Source organism: Sphingobacterium haloxyli, from assembly GCF_002980525.1.
In the GTDB taxonomy this organism is placed as follows: domain Bacteria; phylum Bacteroidota; class Bacteroidia; order Sphingobacteriales; family Sphingobacteriaceae; genus Sphingobacterium; species Sphingobacterium haloxyli.
In genome coordinates, this window is record NZ_PVBQ01000009.1 from 1 (window position 1) to 17,332 (window position 17,332).

Here is a 17,332-nt window from a genome sequence, read left to right on the forward strand (position 1 = left end):
TTCAAATGGCTAAAGCATACTTTGCTCAACATATCCTCCATCAACCATAAGAATCTAAAAGATCTTTATCCGCAGAACTATAAACAAATTAGCGACAAATCAAATATGTAGTTCATAGGGCGCATACTTTTAGTCCATCAGGTGAAACGATATGACCTATGGGGGAAGTGAATCCAGTCATAGAATCGCTGCTTGAGAAGGCAGACCTACCGTATTATTGGGTGGTCGCGAAAGCCATGTAAAAAAGAAACCCACTGTTGCCGGGCGCGCTAGTGGGCTTCAACTGAATTATGAAGTACTAATTTCATAAAATTTTTCGAAAGATGCAAATTTATACCGTCGTTAATTGATAATTACATCCGCTATATTCCGATATTATGGAGCAAAAGGATATATCAACGAGCCAGACGCGTATTCTGAAGGTTCAACCACCACCTGCACACGACCGTCTTTGAAGGTCTCAATTTCATTGTTGTGAATGTTTTGAAATTGTACTTGTATCACACGCGGTTCAGCCCATTCACCACCTTCCCCAAAACGCACCTTCCCGATTACCGTTTCAAAGGCATTAGATCTGGAATATTCTGAAAGCACCTCATCATCCAAACTTTCAGTGGTTGCAACAGCCTGTTCCAGTACCTGCATTTGGGCATATGCTAAAGGAACCATGTAATAACCCAACTCATCTAAATTTTGTTCGATAGCTTTCATCTGATATTTAGCAAGCAAATCCGCAACTCCGATGAAATTCATTTTAGGAACCGGAGCCCAATATTCATAGTTGACAAAGCCATTTAAAAGTGGTCCCAACTCTTTCTTTACAGAAGCACTCTGTGGTCCGATCATCGCTCCACCAACCATTTTTGGGCGATAATTGCTCTTATGAATCGCTCGCACCAAACCAATTGAGTCATTTAAATAAGAACAGATAAAAAATAAGTCGGCATCGGTTGCTTTTACTTTCTCTATTAATGGTGTGTAATCTTCTGTTGAAAGTGAATATGTATCTTCATAAACAATCCGAAAACCATATTTCCCGGCATTTTCTCTGGCACCGATAACTGGGTTTTTTGAAAATTCTGCATCAGCAGAAAGTATGGCAACGGTAAGCGGTTTAGGTTTTTGCAAAGAGGCAAGCGCAAAAAATCCTTCTGTAAGCGTGGAATTAGGATTAGGACCTGTTGGAATCATCGCAAAATAATTCGGGTATTTTAGGTTCAAATTAACACCTAAACCCATCAATCCAACTAAAAATCGTTTACGCTCCATAATAAAAGGCATAGAGGCTGCAATAGTGTTTGTTCCATAACCTCCAATAACCAAATCTACTTTATCCTCATCCAAAAGCTTTTGATAGTTATCAGCTACTTGGGAAGGATCTCCATTGTCATTGTAACAGACAAGTTTTACTTTTCGACCGAGAAGCCCTCCCCTGGAATTTATATCTTCTTCCCAGATTTGATGTGCGAGCATCACCGCTTTTGTGTTTTCGGCTACTGGTCCAGAAAGTGAAAGGCTGTAACCAATGCGGATTGATTTATTTGTTGTTTTGTTTGGTTGTATCATAATTTCCCCAAATTATTGTTATTCCTATCCTTTAGGTCAATCTTGAACAGGGCTTATAGTACCTTTCATCGTATAAAAACTTCCGTCGGGCAGCGTTGCATTGCTGTAAATAATGCCTTTTTTATGATCTTCCACGTGTGTTACGGTAGCCCCCGATATTTCTTTCCATGCAATCATATATACCTGTGCGCGAACTTCAGCGATTGTGATCTCTACTCTTTCCGAGTAACCATCTTTTGTTAAAGAACCGCCATCTATAACTGTAAAAACCATGGATTCATCGGTTTCGAAAAAGAGTTCGGTTTTCAAAACACCTACATCCATTATATACCTGTTGCCTGTTAATTTGTTTTTCACTTTAAATCTGTTTAAATAATTAATTTAGTATCCAACCCCTTTTTTGAACTTTTTTTATCACGAACAATAAACCTGTCTCATTTCTTAACAGATTACAAAAATGAAGTCATTGCATTTCCATTGGCAGATTTTGAAGCAGGAGTCTCTTCCTGCACGACATCCCAATGTTCTGCTATTTTCCCATCTTCCAATCGGAAAATATCCACTACTATAACTGGTACCGGACCCCAACCATGTACAAGGCTATGGGTTATGACGATATCCTTTTCTTCCACGATAATACCTGGCTTCCACTTAAAATTTGAATCCAGAAATGGCAAAAGGTTTCTAAGTCCTTCGTGCCCACTTGTCATTGATGGATTGTGTTGCTGGTAGGATTCATGCCAATAGCGTTCTATGGCGGTAATGTCTTTTTCGTGAAACAACTCATTCATTGCTTTCAACACGATTTCCTTATTTTTCATTTCTTCTTTTTTATATATGTTTATTTTCTATCTATTTCTATTGAATGCTGTAATGTTTTTGATTTAAAAGTTCATACTTCAAAGGTGCATCAACAGAAATGAAAAGACGTAGACAAATGTCTTTAATATTTCGTGCTAACGTTGATTTAGCTTCGACTTATGATGGTATAACTTTTACAACAGAAGATCACATCAAAGAGAGGGATATTGTTGTTGAGTTTGGGCGTAGAGGTAATGAAGTAGTTGGCTAGGCTTAAAAGAATATGCTGAATAAAACTAGGCATATTTCGCTATTCGCTCCAGTTCTTTATCAATAAAATCTTCTATGTATGGAAAAATTTCATTTAAATTATACGCACTTAATTCAAATTCGTAGTAAAGAGTTCGTTTTCCATATGAATGATGCATCATTTTTAATTGGGAGATATTTTCGTTTGACTCGTTGCATCGATATAGCTTAACTTTGCCTGTCAATATATCACTTTCAAAATGGAGATATGTGTTGTTCGACCAGCGGCTTATACTTCGCGTTTGTCGTTTCTCTAGCGCAATGGATATAAAGGGCTCGATAGGGCGAACTATTGTGTGGAAGTATACATAATTATGTTTGCTTTCCAATTTTAATATAACGTCGTTTGCATTCAGGAGTTCATCTAGTTTATAAATCATTTCTAAGATTTTCAATGCGCTTTTTCCTATTTTACCGGAGATTTAGCTATTAGAAGTTCTTTAGTCTCTGCCCAAGTACGCTCGGAACTTTTCCCCGAACTTTTCTCCTCTGCTCTTTGAAAAACCACCGTAAACATCCCATCAGTTTTAAACTAACACCTGACCCCACCTGTTCCACCATGTGGATGCGAAGAAGATTATCTGACTGTACATGCTTTTGATTGTTTTCGTAAAATATTCCTTAACTTCTCGCGGCTCCGGCACATATCAATCATAAGTCTTGCTATGGTTTTGGTGAGCCATAAACATATTTTAAAAGAAATGCGCGAATATAAAATTGAAACGACAGTCAATGATCAGATGGTTGAAATCCCCGACGGGGAAATTGAGTTACGAGATGATCGAATCAAACAGAAATGGACGGTCATGATCGAATCATTTCTCCTTTCGAAATTTGCTGTAACACAAGATTTATATCTAGAAGTTACAGGCAAAGCACCCAGTACTTTTCAAGGGACTAAACACCCTGTCGAAACAATTACCTGGAAGGAAGCAGTCGTTTTTTGCAATTCCTTATCTATAAAATTGAACCTAGAGCCTTGCTACTGTTTTAATGACGACGATGCGGAAATCAACTTTGATCAGACCGCTAATGGCTTTCGTTTGCCAACAGAAGCCGAGTGGGAATACGCTTGTAAAGCGGGTGCTTCGGGGATTAGATATGGCGAACTAGACGCTATTGCTTGGTACAAAGGTAATTCGGCGCAACAGACTCATCCTGTTGGAACCAAGGAGCCAAATGCCTGGGGGCTTTACGATATGCTTGGGAACGTTTGGGAATGGTGCACCGATTTATATGACACGGACGTTTATGGTTCCTATCGTATTTTTAGAGGCGGGGGGTGGTGTGATGAGGAAAGAAGCGTTATGGCAACCACCCGGAGAAGGAGCCACCCATTTAGCTTTAAAATTGACGATCTCGGATTTAGAATTGCAAAAAGCAAACCTAGGGGTCAATGATACTTGACATTATGGCTTTGCCTTTAGGATATCGAAGTCGCTGTTAGCCGACGGGGCCTCGACCCAACGTATACCCAATAAGCCGCGGTAGATACGAAAGGAAAGCGTGTCCCTGACCTCAACTTGATCGTAAATCGATTTTTTTAGGTCAAAACCTGTTGGCTTGCCATCGCCCCATATATCGATGTCAACAGCAAAATGAGGCGGAAAGCTATCCCTATGTTTTTTCGCGTATATCGGCATCTGAACAGATTCCGTAGGCTTTCCAGTAGGGGCACAGTTGATAATGATGAGCAAACTGAATAGCACAAATGGCAGGCATAAAAAGGTAATATAATAAGCATGACTATAGAGTAAACGACTGTAACGCCAATGGAGAATGACCGTTAGGATAAAGCTGGAAACGGCGAGCGGAATATAGCTGGCAATACTGAATTTTAAAAGCACGGAATACAAAAATAGAATTGTCAGGAAAAGTAAAACAAAGGGTATGGGAGGTTTGACGACTTCGAGCGTGTAACTAAAATATATCTTCGGTAGTTTGCTAAACGTATACCATAAATAGGAAATAATGGAGACAAATAATACATAGGCGAAAACATTAAAAATCGGATGTACCGAGAATTGAAGTAGGGCAATATAGACCAGTATAGTTGGAACTAACCCGAATACGGTCAAGCACTGTCGCTGATGCCGGCGAAAGGTGGGTAAAGAAGGGACAGGCGGGCAGGTCGTCTCCCAGCAACGCTGCATAATTAAACGCTTACGAAGAGATAGGCGTTGCCGAATAGGAGCAAACCCGTTGCAAAATATAGAAATCTCAGCATTCGGTTTTGATTCATTATTTTTTTCGGAATTACCAGATAGCGAGCTCAATTTGTTGTCTGCATCGGGGAGCACTATACTGGAACGTAGTTTGCTGTTGCCAAACGGAAGTGTTTTACGCCATTCTCGCAGCGTACCATCCTTCAAGACAAGGCGGTAGCTGGTAATATGCGTCAGGTAAAAGGTGGAGAGTAAGACGCTGAGGATAAAGATACCGGTAAAAAACCAAAAAAGGTACCCAGACGATGGGTCTTGATAACAATGATATATTAGAACGGCAATTAGGGATAAAACGGTACACGCAATAGCGAAACTTAGTAGAATGTACCAACGATAATAAGTGTAAACGATTTTGTTAAGCATAGTGCAATAGTTAGTAAAGCGAATATAGTTATTTATATGGATGTTTATGGCGATTTTTTGGGGACAAGAGAATATTTATTGGACAAGGCGAAGAGGCAGGGCAGGCAGGAAGAACTTTTTAATAGATTATATATAACAGGCGCTTTCTGATAAAGGGAGTGCTTTTTTTGGAGATCAAGCACTAAAAAAGCCCGCATTGTCGGACAATCTTCGAATTTATTGTTCCAGCCTTAGCGAACCTACCTCCACACGAAAGTTCTCTTGATGGTAAGCTAACTCTTCCAACAGATATTTATTAATGAAAGCCTTTATCTCATCGAGATTATAATTGTCGAGCGGATACGATTTAAGCATTATACTGCTATCCTCTTCGTTCCCTCCTTTACATAAACTGACTCTTTCATCATTCTTCAGTAACAGATCCAATGAGTGCTCGACAGTGTCGACTGCAAATAGCAGGTACCTCGCATTGGTAAACGTGTCGTCAGCGTCTTCTCCCGGGCGGGCGGCCAGCGCGAGGAAAGCGTACGCGGGTATGGAATCGTTGTCACTGATCACAAATTGGGTTCTTTTGAGATGTGTGTCCAGCACGATATCGAGATAAGGAGAAGAAAACAGTGGGGCGACTTCTTTAAAAAAGGCTTGGAGATCATGCAGTATGGTATTTTCAAACTTTTTAACTGTCCTTTCAGTCCGTTCTTTTTGTTCCTGTGCTCTTTTCTCCTGTGCTTCGGTACGGGCCATTATCTCGCGGCGCTGTTCCTCACATCTATCATGAAATACTTTAACGTGCTCTGCGATTTTTTCTAAATTCATAATTATTATTTAGTTTCCTCTAATATAGGATTTTTTTTATTTCCTTCTATACTCCGACTACCGGGCGCTCACCACCATCGTAGAGATATTCAAATAGTTGGTGGGGTTTAATCAGAAAAACCACTACAGATTATTATTGATTTTCCTATCATGAAATGGAACGACGTCGTTTATAGTTTTTCTACTGGGTACGCGCCTTAGGCATTCCTTAAATACCATCCAAGAACATATTGATCTGCTACGGGAGCGTGGTTTGACTATAGCTGATTCTGATCGAGCTAAAAATATTTAGAAAGTGTTAGTTATTACTGGCTTAGCGGGTATATGTTCCATCTTCAGAATAAGAAGGAAGGTACGGCTTTTTATTCGGGAATGAAACAAAGAACTCTATAGCAACTGCTTTTTAAACTTCCATCAGGTAAACACTTAGTAAATTGGCTTATTTCTTTAAGCTTCTACTACCGAGAGTTGACCATTGCAATAGACAAAATAATTTAGCCTGCCGACACCGTCACAAATATTTTTCTCATGATAGCATTCTGCTCAATGGCTTTAACCTGTACGTTTAATGATTGCTTGGGTGCCTGATGAAAGACTCGGCAATGAATTTTTTTGATATACCCAATATCTGTTCCATTAAAAGATAACTTTACTGCATCTTGGTCAAATTTATTGTCCTCTTCAAGCGCGTATTGAAGAAAGTCGCCTTTTTTGACGGTGTCTTTGGGAAGGCTGATATATGACAGCCCCGAAAGGTCCGTTAAAAAATGTACTTTTGGTTGATACACGTACTCTGCAAGAAATTCGAAGTTGTCGCTCGCGGTCAACCCCTGCGTTTTCCCTAGTAAATAAAATTTGTCATGCGCCTCGGCAGGATTAACTTCCCAAAATTCATAAAAGCTACTTATATCTGGGCGTTCAGCCTTAATCAATCGATGGGAAAAAATTTGCAGGACATTATTGTCGTAGACTTTATCTAAATCTTGAAATTCAAAATAAGGAATAAAGCCCTCGGATTTTACTAAATCTTTTGTTTGCGGAAGATATTGAAACGTTACATTATTATCTTCACTTCTTTCCAAAAGTCCAACAATATGCCTACGGGAATCCTTTCCTCTACGCCATGCAAGGTATATTTTTGAAAACTCAGCCATTGATAATATTTGTAATGCCTTTTAATAACATATTAGCTCTCTGCGGTGATAATGCTGGGGAATTTTGTTCATGATATTGTCATAATATATCATTACCGCTAAAAGTTTCGGGTCGATCCAGCTAGTTATTTCCAATATATATTTTCGAATCTGTATAGCTTGCGAAAAATCGACGATATTGCCTTTAAAGCAAATAGGTTCGTTATGGTACACTCTGTTCCTGAATTCACGAATTTCTCTTAGCATAAACGCAATTGCTTTTCTATTTACATCTTTCGGTTTATAAGGAAATGTACTAATCGCGACTCCCTGGATAATTTTGAAATGGTGAGGATCAAAAAAGGAAGTCCAGAACCCAAAACTTTGTTCAGCAATTACTTTGGAAGAATGAATAGATTTTGATTTTTTATAGATTTTTATTTCAGCTCTTTCTACCTCTTTCTTAAGGAAAAAACTTGTCCCTGCTAGGGATTTGTCAGTCATAAAATGATTCCTCTGGTTAACTATCCAATCAGTGTCATTAAAGAAAAGGGAAATTTCACCGTGTAACGCATTCCGGAAAAATGTTTCGAAGAGGTTGAGCACCGGATAAAAAGCCTGTGACAGTCGAAGATTGGTTCTGTATATCTGCAAAGCCTTTTTCTTCGAAGCATCGCTTGCCCTTAAATAGCGATTCAGACGAGGGGCAGAGAGATATTTTTCTATATTGTTGTAATTCACGGAGTATATTTTTTGTTAGCTATATTGTTTTTTTGTATATTTGTATTGTTATGCTTGGTCAAGCCTCTTTCCTAACGGAAACGTAACCAAGTCAAGGTTTAAGCTTCGGTCGTATCCGAAGCTTTTTTTTGTGGGAATATTTTCGGCGGTATTTATTATTTTCCACGGTTGTATATTCTGTTGCTTAAGGAGAATAGACTGATCATAAATGGAGAAAGCGAGTTCTGTAAACATGAGCATGAATTGGTCATAAAGTTTATAAATAAAAAGACCCGCACGCTGTTCTTATGGGAAGCAATACGAGTACCGTTATAGCAAAGATAGAAAAAATATTTATAATTTGCTTTCAAAAAGAAACCCACATTGCCGGGCGCTCTGCAGGCTTCTAACTGAATTATAAATTCCCAATTTCGTGATTATTCTTGAGAGGTGAAAGTTTTTGGCTGAGGGCAATGCTTTTTTAAGAAAATATTTACTAAAAAAATTAGTTTATTTTCGATTATTTTTCCTATCTTTAGACATTGACCAACATAACAATGCCATGCAACACTCAAAATACATAGACCCGACAACGGATTATGGCTTTAAGCGGCTTTTCGGAACAGAAGTAAACAAAGACTTTCTCATTGCATTGCTCAATGACCTCTTTCGAGGAAGGAAGACTATAGCTGATTTGGTATACAACAAAAACGAACATGTTGGAGAAGCCGAGGAAACAGGAACGGTTATTTTTGATCTCACCTGTACGGCAGATAACGGAGAACAGTTTATTATAGAAGTCCAGCGGAGTTCGCAGGTTAACCTTAAAAGTCGGATGTTGTACTATGGTAGCAAACTTATTGCTGACCAAGCCCCAAAGGGTAACCGCAAGGACTGGAACTATGCCGTAACGGAAGTATATGTCATCGTATTAATGGATGGTTTTGCAATGCCCGATGGAGAGGACGGCAAGGGTTTTCTGCACGATATTTGCCTGTGTAACAGGGAAACAGGGAAAATATTCTATGAATATTTAGGATTTATTTACATAGAATTGATTAATTTTGAAAAAGAAGAGGTGGAATTGGAGAGTGATTTGGAACAATGGATGTACGTGTTGAAGAATATGTCATCCATGAACAAACTATCGACTTATCTAAAGAAGCCTATCTTCAAGAAATTATTTGAGATAGCTGAATACAGCAAATTGAATAAGGAGGAACGCAAAATGTACGATGTTAGTTTAAAACGTAAATGGGATAATAAAGTGGTGCTTGATTATGCTCGTCAAGAAGGAGAGGAAAAGGCTCGCAAAGAAGAACGTACCAAAGCCGAGGCTGAAAAACTCAAATATGCGTTGAATTTAAAGAAGAGAGGTCTTGCAGTAGAAGATATAGCCGAAGATTTAGGGCTTACTGTTGAGCAAGTCGAAAAACTCAAATAGATTTTTTAATATCATTATATAAAAAGGCGCTTCCCGATAACGGAGGCGTCTTTTTTGTGTGAACTTTGACTAGCTTCGCTGAGCTCCCTCCGGCCGGTTTGTATGATTAACATATTGTCAGACGCGGCGTAAAATTTTCTCTAAGCTCTCACCACAGGCCGCTCCCCATCGCCATAGAAATACTCGAAAAGCTGGCTGGGTTTTAGATCGAACGCTTTGGCTAGACCGTAGACTTCGTCGGCGTATAGTTCTTTCAATTCTCCTGCAAACAGTCTGTTAAACCTTTTGCTACTGATTTGTGAACTTTCACTAATTTGATTTTGGCTGTTCAAATAAGGCGATATTAAATTCGCAAATCGATTCTCAGTCTTTTTAAGACTGTCTAAAATATGAGCGGAGTGTTGGCTATAGAATGTTTTGCAAACTTTATCAATATCCTCATTAAGGAGTTTTAGCACATTATAAAATACCCGTCCATCCAATTTTGGTGAGCTATCGGACAAAAGTGTGGAAACCGTTTGAAGTTTTTCACGATATTCGATGGTCTTTTTGAACCGCTTTTTTAGAGTTTCCAAAATAAACTCTCTAAATGAATTTAAATTATTGTTCTGATTCACAGTATTTTATTTAATTATTCTTTTTAAAAAAGTCTTGTTTGCGACTTTTTTAAAATTTATTTATGTATATTTGTTTTATAATCAGTTAGTACTGATTAGAGTCTCGAATACGGAAACGGCAAATTTCAAGGACACGAGACGTAGGGTTAGTCTTAACCCCTATACTTTTTGTATCTTCGCAAAAAGGAGGGGTGAGCCTCCCTATCGGAAACTGTGTCCAAGGCTCTTTGCCGTGCCTCGTGTTCAGTGGAAGATAAGGGAGGCTCGTCTCTTTTAAGGTTTCTCCCTCTTCTTTTCCATCAGACTCATAATTTTTCTTAACCACATAAAAGATGATTATGAAAAGAAAAGAGTTTAAAACCGAAAACAAAGCACCAAACTTCGTAGGAGAGCATAAACCTCGCCATACAAGAAAACTGCTTTTCAAAAATCTGATCCGCTCGCCGGATTAATACGAATTTTAAAATAAACAGATGCGGGGCAAGCTGCTATAGCATTAGCCGCGCCCGTGTCTGCTTACCGACCACTAAAAAAAGCCTATAAACGGGACTTCGGTAGAATGGTCAGTCTAACTTTGAAATTCGCACTTTAAAATTAGCAACATTTTTGCCTTTTTCCTAATTATGGTTGCATTTTGATTATTGTAATTCAATAATGAGTGGTCGGTTTACAGCCGAATAAGGAATACGGATGCTGAACCGATTATCAATTATGACGCCGTTATAACGTATTCTTTTTCATCTTATTTACTAACCGCGATGCGGTAAAAGCTAAGGCTGTTAGATAGCTGCAGAATCTTGCTCCCATAGTTTTCAACCGCTTCGCATAACACCAAAAAGAATGCAAAAATTATGCAATAGGGAGAACTATGCGCTGTGGCGAAGCATATTATTCCGAACTTATAATCGCCTTTTTAAATCAAGATATAACCGAAGCCGAACGTTGTTTAGCTTGACCGGAGCGATATGTTTTTCAATGACTTGTTTCATGTTGTTTAATCTATCAACAGCCCAGGCGCAGTCTCCCGAGAACGGGGAGGCTGCCGAAGGGCAAACGGAGATTAAGCCGTTGGTAGTCGGTCAAAAAGTGCCGGAGGAATTCTGGACGAGGGAGCACCTGTTTTATGTCGATGGTGATACCGTAAGGAAGACATTGGAGGAATATAGGGGGAAGCTGTTGATATTAGACTTTTGGTTTTCAGGCTGTTTAAAATGTCTTCTGCACCAACAGGAGATCAATTATTTCGAAAAAAAATATTCGCACGATCTTAAAGTAGTTAGGGTGAATAGCATGCCGTCACGGGAGAATTATACTAAACTAGATCTCTATTTTAAAAGCGAAAGGTTTCTACGTTTAGGATTAACCACTTTTGATTCTATAATTGAAGACGATTATCTCTATGGGCTATTTGCAGTTTCTGCATACCCGAATTATTTCTGGATAAATAGAGACGGGATTCTTCAGCTTCAGACATTTCGAAACCTATTGGACAGGACGTATCAGGCACCCTTTATAGATAATGAGCTATGATCAGGGGACTGTTACTCTTTTTAGGCACAATAATCCTAGGGACTGTTGCGCACGCCCAGCTGCTTATAAAAGGTACTGTTGTCGATAGTTTAAATAATACCATAGCGGAAGTAACAGTTGCAGAAAAAGGGCAGCCCCGTGTCGTCAGAACTAATGAAGCAGGTGAATTTGAAATAAATACAGTTGCAAACAAGGGAACATTGGTTTTTAGTCATGTAGGATATAGATTGTCCACACAGGATTTTCACGCGGACGTTGGCCAGCTGAAGGTAAAATTAGAGACTTCGGCTGCACAGATAGAGGAAGTTACCGTGTCCACGGGTTATCAAAATATTCCGAAGGAACGTTCTACAGGATCGTTTTCAGTCGTGGGGGAAGAGCTGTTTAACCAACAGGTAGGGACAGACATACTCTCCCGCTTGCCGTCCATCGCCAATAGTATCGTGATGGACAATGGGAACTCCTCATCAGGACAGATGATGGTGCGAGGTCTCAGTACCATCAACGGTCCAAAAGACCCTTTGATAGTTGTGGACAATTTTCCTTATGATGGCGATATAAATAACATCAATCCAAATATAGTGGAAAGCATCACCATACTAAAAGATGCTGCTGCTTCCAGTATCTGGGGAGCAAGGGCAGCGAACGGTGTAGTGGTTATAACGACGAAAACCGGAAAGTATAACCAACCTATCCGTATGGAATTCAATAGCAACCTTACGGTGGGGGATAAACCTGATCTTTATTATATTCCACAGATGTCGTCCGCAGATTTTATCGATGTCGAGAGTGAACTCTATGAAAGAGGGTTCTACAATAGTAAGATAAATGCGATAAGTAAACCGATAATTAGTCCTGTAATTGATCTGCTCGACCAAATGGATAATGGTATCATCTCCAGCGAGGAAGCACGAACACAAATACACGCCTTGCGGAACATTGATGCACGTGATCAGTTTGTACAGTCTATATATAAACCATCATTTAACCAGCAGTATTTCTTAAGTGCAAACGGAGGTTCCCGTAATTTCTCATGGCTTTCGTCGATCGGTTATGATCGAAATAAGCAAACCCTCGGTGATACATACCAACGTATTAATCTGAGGTTCCAGAACACTTATCAGGTAACAGAAGGTTTGTCCATCGGTACAAATATCTATTATACCCAAGCTCAGAATAACTCGGGGCGATATGGTTATAATGACGTACCGAACCTGTTGCCATATCTGCAGATCGCCGATACAAATGGAGATGCGTTGCCCATACCAAGAGATCACCGTCATAGTTTTATCCGGACGTACGGCAATGGAAAATTATTGGACTGGAACTATTATCCGCTGACGGACTGGCAACATCATACCAGTAGGGGGCATACTTCTGATGTCTTGGCAAATCTACAGATCCGATATGAAGTTTTAAAGGGACTGATGGCTTCGGTAAACTATCAATATGAACGTCAGAATGGTTTGAGCACAAACTTATCGGACGAGAATAGTTACGCAGCCCGAGACTATGTCAATAGATTTACGCAGATCTCCGGAGAAGAAGTAACCTATATTGTGCCAAAAGGTGGGATAATGGATAAATCTAACCGTCTGTTAAATGCGAACAACCTGAGAGGACAACTTAGTTTTTCCAATACATATGATGAACATCAAATCGATGCAATTGGAGGAATGGAAATCCGTAGGTCCCATATGGCGTCTTATTCCGATAGGTTTTACGGGTATAATCCTAACAACCTAACCTTTGCCAATATGGATTATACACGCTCTTATCCTAATGTTGTTACCGGAGGAGGGGCTTTTATTCACAATAATCAAACATTGGGAGATGTAGATACACGGTTTGTTTCACAGTTTGCAAACTTTGCCTACACATATAGAGGTCTCTATACACTTTCGGGGAGCGCGCGAAGGGACGCAAGTAATCTATTCGGTTTGAAGACGAATGATCAGTGGAACCCTTTCTGGTCGATAGGGGGTGCGTGGAAGCTTTCTAATGAAAATTTTTATCATTTAGATTTCCTCCCTTATCTGAATCTCCGTGCCACCTACGGTTTTAGCGGCAACGTGGACCCTGGTATGGTGGCAGTAAATACGATTCGCTTTATGAGCCCTTCTGTGTTTACGAGACGACCTAGCGCCAGATTCGACAATTATTATAACCCCCATTTGAGATGGGAAACGTCTAAAATGCTCAATTTAGCGATCGATTTTCGATCTAAGAGTAATCGTATTACGGGCTCTGTAGAATATTTCCTTAAAAACGGCGAAAACCTGTTTGGGCGTGCACCGATTGATTATACGACAGGTGTCAGCAGGTCAATTTTGCGAAATGTTGCTAATATGCAAGGAACCGGGTGGGATTTTGAAATCAGGTCGGAAAATCTGAACGGTGGGTTTAAATGGAATACACTCCTTAACCTCAGTCTATATAGAGATGAAATTATAGACTATCACCTGGAAAGAACGCTCGCACAAGAATATGTAAACACGTATAGTCCCCCAATTTCTGGTATCGAAGGTAAACCGGTGTATGCAATATATGCCTACAAATGGGCTGGTCTCGATCCCGTTACAGGCGAAGCTCAAGGTTATTTGCGCGGGGAAGTAAGTAAAGACTATACTGCGATAACAGGTGTCGGTACGTCGGTGGATGAGCTGGAATATTATGGGTCAGCTATTCCTACTAAATATGGGAATATGATTAATTCGTTTAGTTATAAAGATTTTAATCTTCAAATCGGACTTACGTATAAATTTGGTTATTGGTTCAGGCGTCGGTCTATCAATTATACAGAACTGTTTAACAATTGGAGGGGGCATTCAGATTACGCAAAACGATGGAAAACACCGGGAGACGAACTGATAACTAATGTTCCTGTAAATCAATATACGACAAACAGCAATAGAGATAGATTTTATGAAGGCTCAAACGTGTTGGTGGAAAAAGGTGATCACATCCGTTTGCAGTATATTAATGTCGGATATGACTTTAAACGTCTCAAAAGTTTTAAGAGTTTTCAGGTGTATGTTAATATCCATAACATTGGCGTTATCTGGAAAGCTAATAAAGCTAACATTGATCCAGATTTTAATATAGGCTTAGGTCGTGTGGTCAATCCGACAAATTATTCATTCGGCATAAGAGCCGGTATTTAAATCAGAAAAAACATGAAGTTAAACTATCATCAGATTATATCTATCTCCTTTCTTGCGATCTTGATTTCGGGCTGTGACAAATTTTTAGAAGAAAAATCAGATAAAAGTTTGGGAACGCCAAATACTTTGGAAGATTTTAAGGCGCTCATGGATGATTGGAGTTATTTAAATTCTAATTTTTGTTCTATGGGAGAAGCCAGCAGCGACAATTTCTATTTGACTGATGAAGACTACAATGGCCTTTATTATGAAAGTGATCAGCGACTTTATGCTTGGCGCCCAGACAATGTTTCACGTCCTGCTTCGAGCGCGGGCAATGAGTGGTCTTTATGTTACCGAGGAATTTATGTATGTAATTCTATCCTTTTCGGCATCGTTGAAAATAATTTATCAGGCCCAGAGGCGGATCAGGTGAAAGGGCAGGCCTTGGTATTCAGGGCTGCCCGATATCTGGATGGTGTACAGGTCTGGGCGCCTGTTTACAACTCTCAGACGGCTGATCAGGATCTCGGAATGGTTCTTCGGTTAGACCCTGACATGAACATACCATCTCTGCGATCGACAGTACAGGAAACATATGATCAAATTATAGCGGATTTAAACGAAGCGGTTCCGTTGTTGCCCATTACAGCTGTTGCGCCAACGTTGCCTACAAAGGCCGGAGCTCACGGCCTTTTGGCAAGGGCTTATTTAATAATGGGAGATTATTCCCGCGCATTGACTGAGGCGGAAAACGCACTTACATATCATACAGAGTTGATTGATTTCAATGAACTGGATAAGGATGCGGTTTTTCCAATCCCAGCTATAAATCAAATAAGCCGAGAAGTTGTTTTTTTTACGCGCATGTATTCTTCGGAAATCGTTAACAACTTAAATATAGCAAAAATACCAACTTCGCTGTATGAGATGTATACAGAAGGTGACCTTAGGAAAGACATCTATTTTAGGATGGATGACACCGGTGCTCATGTCTTTAAGGGCACTCATATGGGCCATCGAGGTCTTATAACAGGGATTACCTCTAGTGAATTGTTGTTGATTGCTGCGGAATGCAATGCTCGTCTTGGCAATGCTATGGAAGCGGCAGAGGCATTGAACAGACTTCTGATAAAGCGGTGGGACAGGAATCTTTTCGTTCCTTATTCTTTTAATGATCCCGATATAGCCTTGACGATGGTCTTAGAGGAACGACGAAAAGAATTACTTTTTAGAGGGTTGCGTTGGTCTGATATTAAAAGATTAAATAGAGACGGGGCTAGCCTTGTATTAAACAAGGTGATTAATGGCAAGCAATATACTTTACCTCCGAATGATGTGCGATATGCAATTGCTATCCCGGAGGAGCTAATCGAAATTACCGAAATACAACAAAATCCAAGGTGATTTATTGCAAAAAGAGACCATCCCAGAACTATCGAGATGGTCTCTTTTACCACTATTCTCTCGTACTGTTCACTATTTCTAGAACTTCCTCATTATCCTTGCCACTTAACATGTTGGCAAGATCCTGTTCATCTAGAGCGTTGGTTTCGCAAGGTTTGTTGTCTCCCGTTGCGCATGGCGTAGTACTCGGAGAAGGACCTGGTTCCCAATTGTTAATATCGGCAAAGGCGCCCGGAGATGTGCTTTCGCTCGCATAGTGGAAAACAGTTGGTTGAACTTCAGGTGTTTTTTTGTCACCTCTGTCCATCGCTCCAACGACTACAAAAAAACCTAATACTAGTGTTAATACTCCTGCACTGGCACGTAGCCACGCTTTTTTTAAAATGCTCATATCGCATCTATTTTAATATTGTTAAATAATTTATGTTTAATCTTGGCCAAACGGCATGCCCTACCGCCAGAGTGACACGCATAGTGCCTGGGCATTGATGTGCTTACCCGCCTGCCGGGGAATACTGCAAACTTTTTTCTGTACTTTTCCATTGCTATTTCGTTTTAACATCCAGAAGACAGTACGTGTCATCCTACATTTCAAAGATCGGTACAGAAAATGCTGAATATCAGCTCCATCAGAAGGAGCTATTTTTTCGGTCTTTTGCCTGTAAGCAGGAAATAACTGGCCTCTTGGACGGTCCGCCTTGAAATACCAAGAAAATCCGCCTGCTCGCGTTGATTGGTGGCCTGGCGTATTTCGGGCATCAATTTGTCAAACAGAAGGTAGCGCTCAAAGGGAGAGGTGCTGTGCAGAATCTGAATATGCGCTTCCAGCTGTCGTTTCTTTTTATGGGTCAGGATATCGATCAACGTTTCGATAGCGGGCTCTTCTGTCTTAAAGGCTTTGATCGCCTTGTAGGAAATGCCGACCACAATGCCCGAGCGGAGCGCCACAATATCACCTTCATGCGGTGTGTTGCGGTACAGATGGGTGGTACTGGTCAGCGCCAACCCGGGCAAAGCGATGCTCATGATCCTGCGTTTGGCAATTCCGTTGACCTCAATGCTAATTATCCGGCCAAGCATTCCCTCACATACAAAATAGACCTTCTTTGTTCGATCGCCCGACCAAGACAACACTTCGCCTCTACGTATCCGCATCACATCGATATGCTGAAGCGCCCATTGTGCATGCCATGGGCTGAGGTCGCAATAACGCGACCAGAATGCAAGCAGTGCGCGCAGTCCTGGATTATGCTTTCGG

16 protein-coding genes are annotated in these 17,332 nt (G+C 40.2%); 5 read left to right on the forward strand and 11 right to left on the reverse strand.

Annotation, left to right across the window (positions count from 1 at the left end; all coding sequences use genetic code 11):
* Positions 1-375 precede the first annotated feature (375 nt).
* From C5745_RS12450 to C5745_RS12465, 4 genes are all read right to left on the reverse strand, one after another.
* Complete coding sequence (locus tag C5745_RS12450) at positions 376-1,566, reverse strand: amino acid ABC transporter substrate-binding protein (RefSeq protein WP_105717338.1); 1,191 nt, start codon at positions 1,564-1,566, stop codon at positions 376-378.
* A 36-nt stretch (positions 1,567-1,602) separates the two neighbouring features.
* Complete coding sequence (locus C5745_RS12455; RefSeq protein WP_133166348.1) at positions 1,603-1,923, reverse strand: MoaF-related domain-containing protein; 321 nt, start codon at positions 1,921-1,923, stop codon at positions 1,603-1,605.
* Positions 1,924-2,015: 92 nt separating this feature from the next.
* On the reverse strand, positions 2,016-2,387 hold the full coding sequence (locus C5745_RS12460) for a nuclear transport factor 2 family protein (protein ID WP_105717340.1): 372 nt from the start codon (positions 2,385-2,387) through the stop codon (positions 2,016-2,018).
* Positions 2,388-2,663: 276 nt separating this feature from the next.
* The gene (locus C5745_RS12465; RefSeq protein ID WP_105717341.1) at positions 2,664-3,056 is read right to left on the reverse strand and encodes a hypothetical protein; all 393 of its coding nucleotides are present in this window, start codon (positions 3,054-3,056) and stop codon (positions 2,664-2,666) included.
* Positions 3,057-3,377: 321 nt separating this feature from the next.
* Here C5745_RS12465 and C5745_RS12470 point away from each other — a divergent pair, with 321 nt between their 5' ends.
* Positions 3,378-4,076, forward strand: coding sequence for a formylglycine-generating enzyme family protein (locus tag C5745_RS12470; RefSeq protein ID WP_207795799.1), 699 nt, complete (start codon positions 3,378-3,380; stop codon positions 4,074-4,076).
* A gap of 9 nt (positions 4,077-4,085) precedes the next feature.
* On the opposite strand, the gene C5745_RS12475 is transcribed toward C5745_RS12470, so the two are convergent.
* The 4 genes from C5745_RS12475 to C5745_RS12490 form a co-directional block, all read right to left on the reverse strand.
* The gene (locus C5745_RS12475; protein ID WP_105717342.1) at positions 4,086-5,264 is read right to left on the reverse strand and encodes a hypothetical protein; all 1,179 of its coding nucleotides are present in this window, start codon (positions 5,262-5,264) and stop codon (positions 4,086-4,088) included.
* 216 nt (positions 5,265-5,480) lie between these two features.
* Positions 5,481-6,080 carry a hypothetical protein gene (locus tag C5745_RS12480; RefSeq protein WP_105717343.1) on the reverse strand — a complete coding sequence of 200 codons (600 nt, stop codon included), beginning with the start codon at positions 6,078-6,080 and terminating at the stop codon, positions 5,481-5,483.
* A gap of 494 nt (positions 6,081-6,574) precedes the next feature.
* Positions 6,575-7,234, reverse strand: a complete 660-nt coding sequence (locus C5745_RS12485) for a hypothetical protein (RefSeq protein WP_105717344.1) — start codon at positions 7,232-7,234, stop codon at positions 6,575-6,577.
* A gap of 21 nt (positions 7,235-7,255) precedes the next feature.
* Complete coding sequence (locus C5745_RS12490) at positions 7,256-7,954, reverse strand: Abi family protein (RefSeq protein ID WP_165793078.1); 699 nt, start codon at positions 7,952-7,954, stop codon at positions 7,256-7,258.
* 541 nt (positions 7,955-8,495) lie between these two features.
* Here C5745_RS12490 and C5745_RS12500 point away from each other — a divergent pair.
* A complete protein-coding gene (locus tag C5745_RS12500; RefSeq protein WP_105717449.1) occupies positions 8,496-9,377 on the forward strand; it encodes an Rpn family recombination-promoting nuclease/putative transposase in 882 nt (293 codons plus the stop codon).
* Between the two features lie 140 nt (positions 9,378-9,517).
* On the opposite strand, the gene C5745_RS12505 is transcribed toward C5745_RS12500, so the two are convergent.
* Positions 9,518-9,994 (reverse strand): helix-turn-helix domain-containing protein, encoded by a 477-nt coding sequence (locus tag C5745_RS12505; protein ID WP_105717347.1) that lies wholly within the window; start codon positions 9,992-9,994, stop codon positions 9,518-9,520.
* Positions 9,995-10,981: 987 nt separating this feature from the next.
* On the opposite strand from C5745_RS12505, the gene C5745_RS12510 reads away from it, so the two are divergent.
* The 3 genes from C5745_RS12510 to C5745_RS12520 are packed head-to-tail and all read left to right on the forward strand — an operon-like array spanning position 10,982 to position 16,074.
* Positions 10,982-11,524 (forward strand): TlpA family protein disulfide reductase, encoded by a 543-nt coding sequence (locus C5745_RS12510; RefSeq protein ID WP_105717348.1) that lies wholly within the window; start codon positions 10,982-10,984, stop codon positions 11,522-11,524.
* The gene (locus C5745_RS12515; RefSeq protein WP_105717349.1) at positions 11,521-14,688 is read left to right on the forward strand and encodes a SusC/RagA family TonB-linked outer membrane protein; all 3,168 of its coding nucleotides are present in this window, start codon (positions 11,521-11,523) and stop codon (positions 14,686-14,688) included. Before C5745_RS12510 ends, C5745_RS12515 begins: the two co-directional genes overlap by 4 nt.
* 12 nt (positions 14,689-14,700) lie before the next feature.
* Entirely contained in the window at positions 14,701-16,074 is a 1,374-nt protein-coding gene (locus C5745_RS12520) for a RagB/SusD family nutrient uptake outer membrane protein (RefSeq protein ID WP_105717350.1), read from the forward strand.
* Positions 16,075-16,126: 52 nt separating this feature from the next.
* Here C5745_RS12520 and C5745_RS12525 read toward each other — a convergent pair whose 3' ends face one another.
* Complete coding sequence (locus C5745_RS12525) at positions 16,127-16,465, reverse strand: hypothetical protein (protein ID WP_105717351.1); 339 nt, start codon at positions 16,463-16,465, stop codon at positions 16,127-16,129.
* 248 nt (positions 16,466-16,713) lie between these two features.
* Positions 16,714-17,229 carry a Crp/Fnr family transcriptional regulator gene (locus C5745_RS12530; protein ID WP_133166349.1) on the reverse strand — a complete coding sequence of 172 codons (516 nt, stop codon included), beginning with the start codon at positions 17,227-17,229 and terminating at the stop codon, positions 16,714-16,716.
* Positions 17,230-17,332: the final 103 nt, after the last annotated feature.

Excerpts from the sequence above, each read along its gene's own strand:
- C5745_RS12530 (WP_133166349.1), bottom strand. The coding sequence starts at position 17,229 with ATGCGGATACGTAGAGGCGAAGTGTTGTCTTGGTCGGGCGATCGAACA.
- C5745_RS12480 (WP_105717343.1), bottom strand. The coding sequence starts at position 6,080 with ATGAATTTAGAAAAAATCGCAGAGCACGTTAAAGTATTTCATGATAGA.
- C5745_RS12470 (WP_207795799.1), top strand. The coding sequence starts at position 3,378 with ATGCGCGAATATAAAATTGAAACGACAGTCAATGATCAGATGGTTGAA.
- C5745_RS12500 (WP_105717449.1), top strand. The coding sequence starts at position 8,496 with ATGCAACACTCAAAATACATAGACCCGACAACGGATTATGGCTTTAAG.
- C5745_RS12460 (WP_105717340.1), bottom strand. The coding sequence starts at position 2,387 with ATGAAAAATAAGGAAATCGTGTTGAAAGCAATGAATGAGTTGTTTCAC.
- C5745_RS12520 (WP_105717350.1), top strand. The coding sequence starts at position 14,701 with ATGAAGTTAAACTATCATCAGATTATATCTATCTCCTTTCTTGCGATC.
- C5745_RS12450 (WP_105717338.1), bottom strand. The coding sequence starts at position 1,566 with ATGATACAACCAAACAAAACAACAAATAAATCAATCCGCATTGGTTAC.
- C5745_RS12510 (WP_105717348.1), top strand. The coding sequence starts at position 10,982 with ATGTTGTTTAATCTATCAACAGCCCAGGCGCAGTCTCCCGAGAACGGG.
- C5745_RS12525 (WP_105717351.1), bottom strand. The coding sequence starts at position 16,465 with ATGAGCATTTTAAAAAAAGCGTGGCTACGTGCCAGTGCAGGAGTATTA.
- C5745_RS12485 (WP_105717344.1), bottom strand. The coding sequence starts at position 7,234 with ATGGCTGAGTTTTCAAAAATATACCTTGCATGGCGTAGAGGAAAGGAT.
- C5745_RS12465 (WP_105717341.1), bottom strand. The coding sequence starts at position 3,056 with ATGATTTATAAACTAGATGAACTCCTGAATGCAAACGACGTTATATTA.
- C5745_RS12515 (WP_105717349.1), top strand. The coding sequence starts at position 11,521 with ATGATCAGGGGACTGTTACTCTTTTTAGGCACAATAATCCTAGGGACT.
- C5745_RS12475 (WP_105717342.1), bottom strand. The coding sequence starts at position 5,264 with ATGCTTAACAAAATCGTTTACACTTATTATCGTTGGTACATTCTACTA.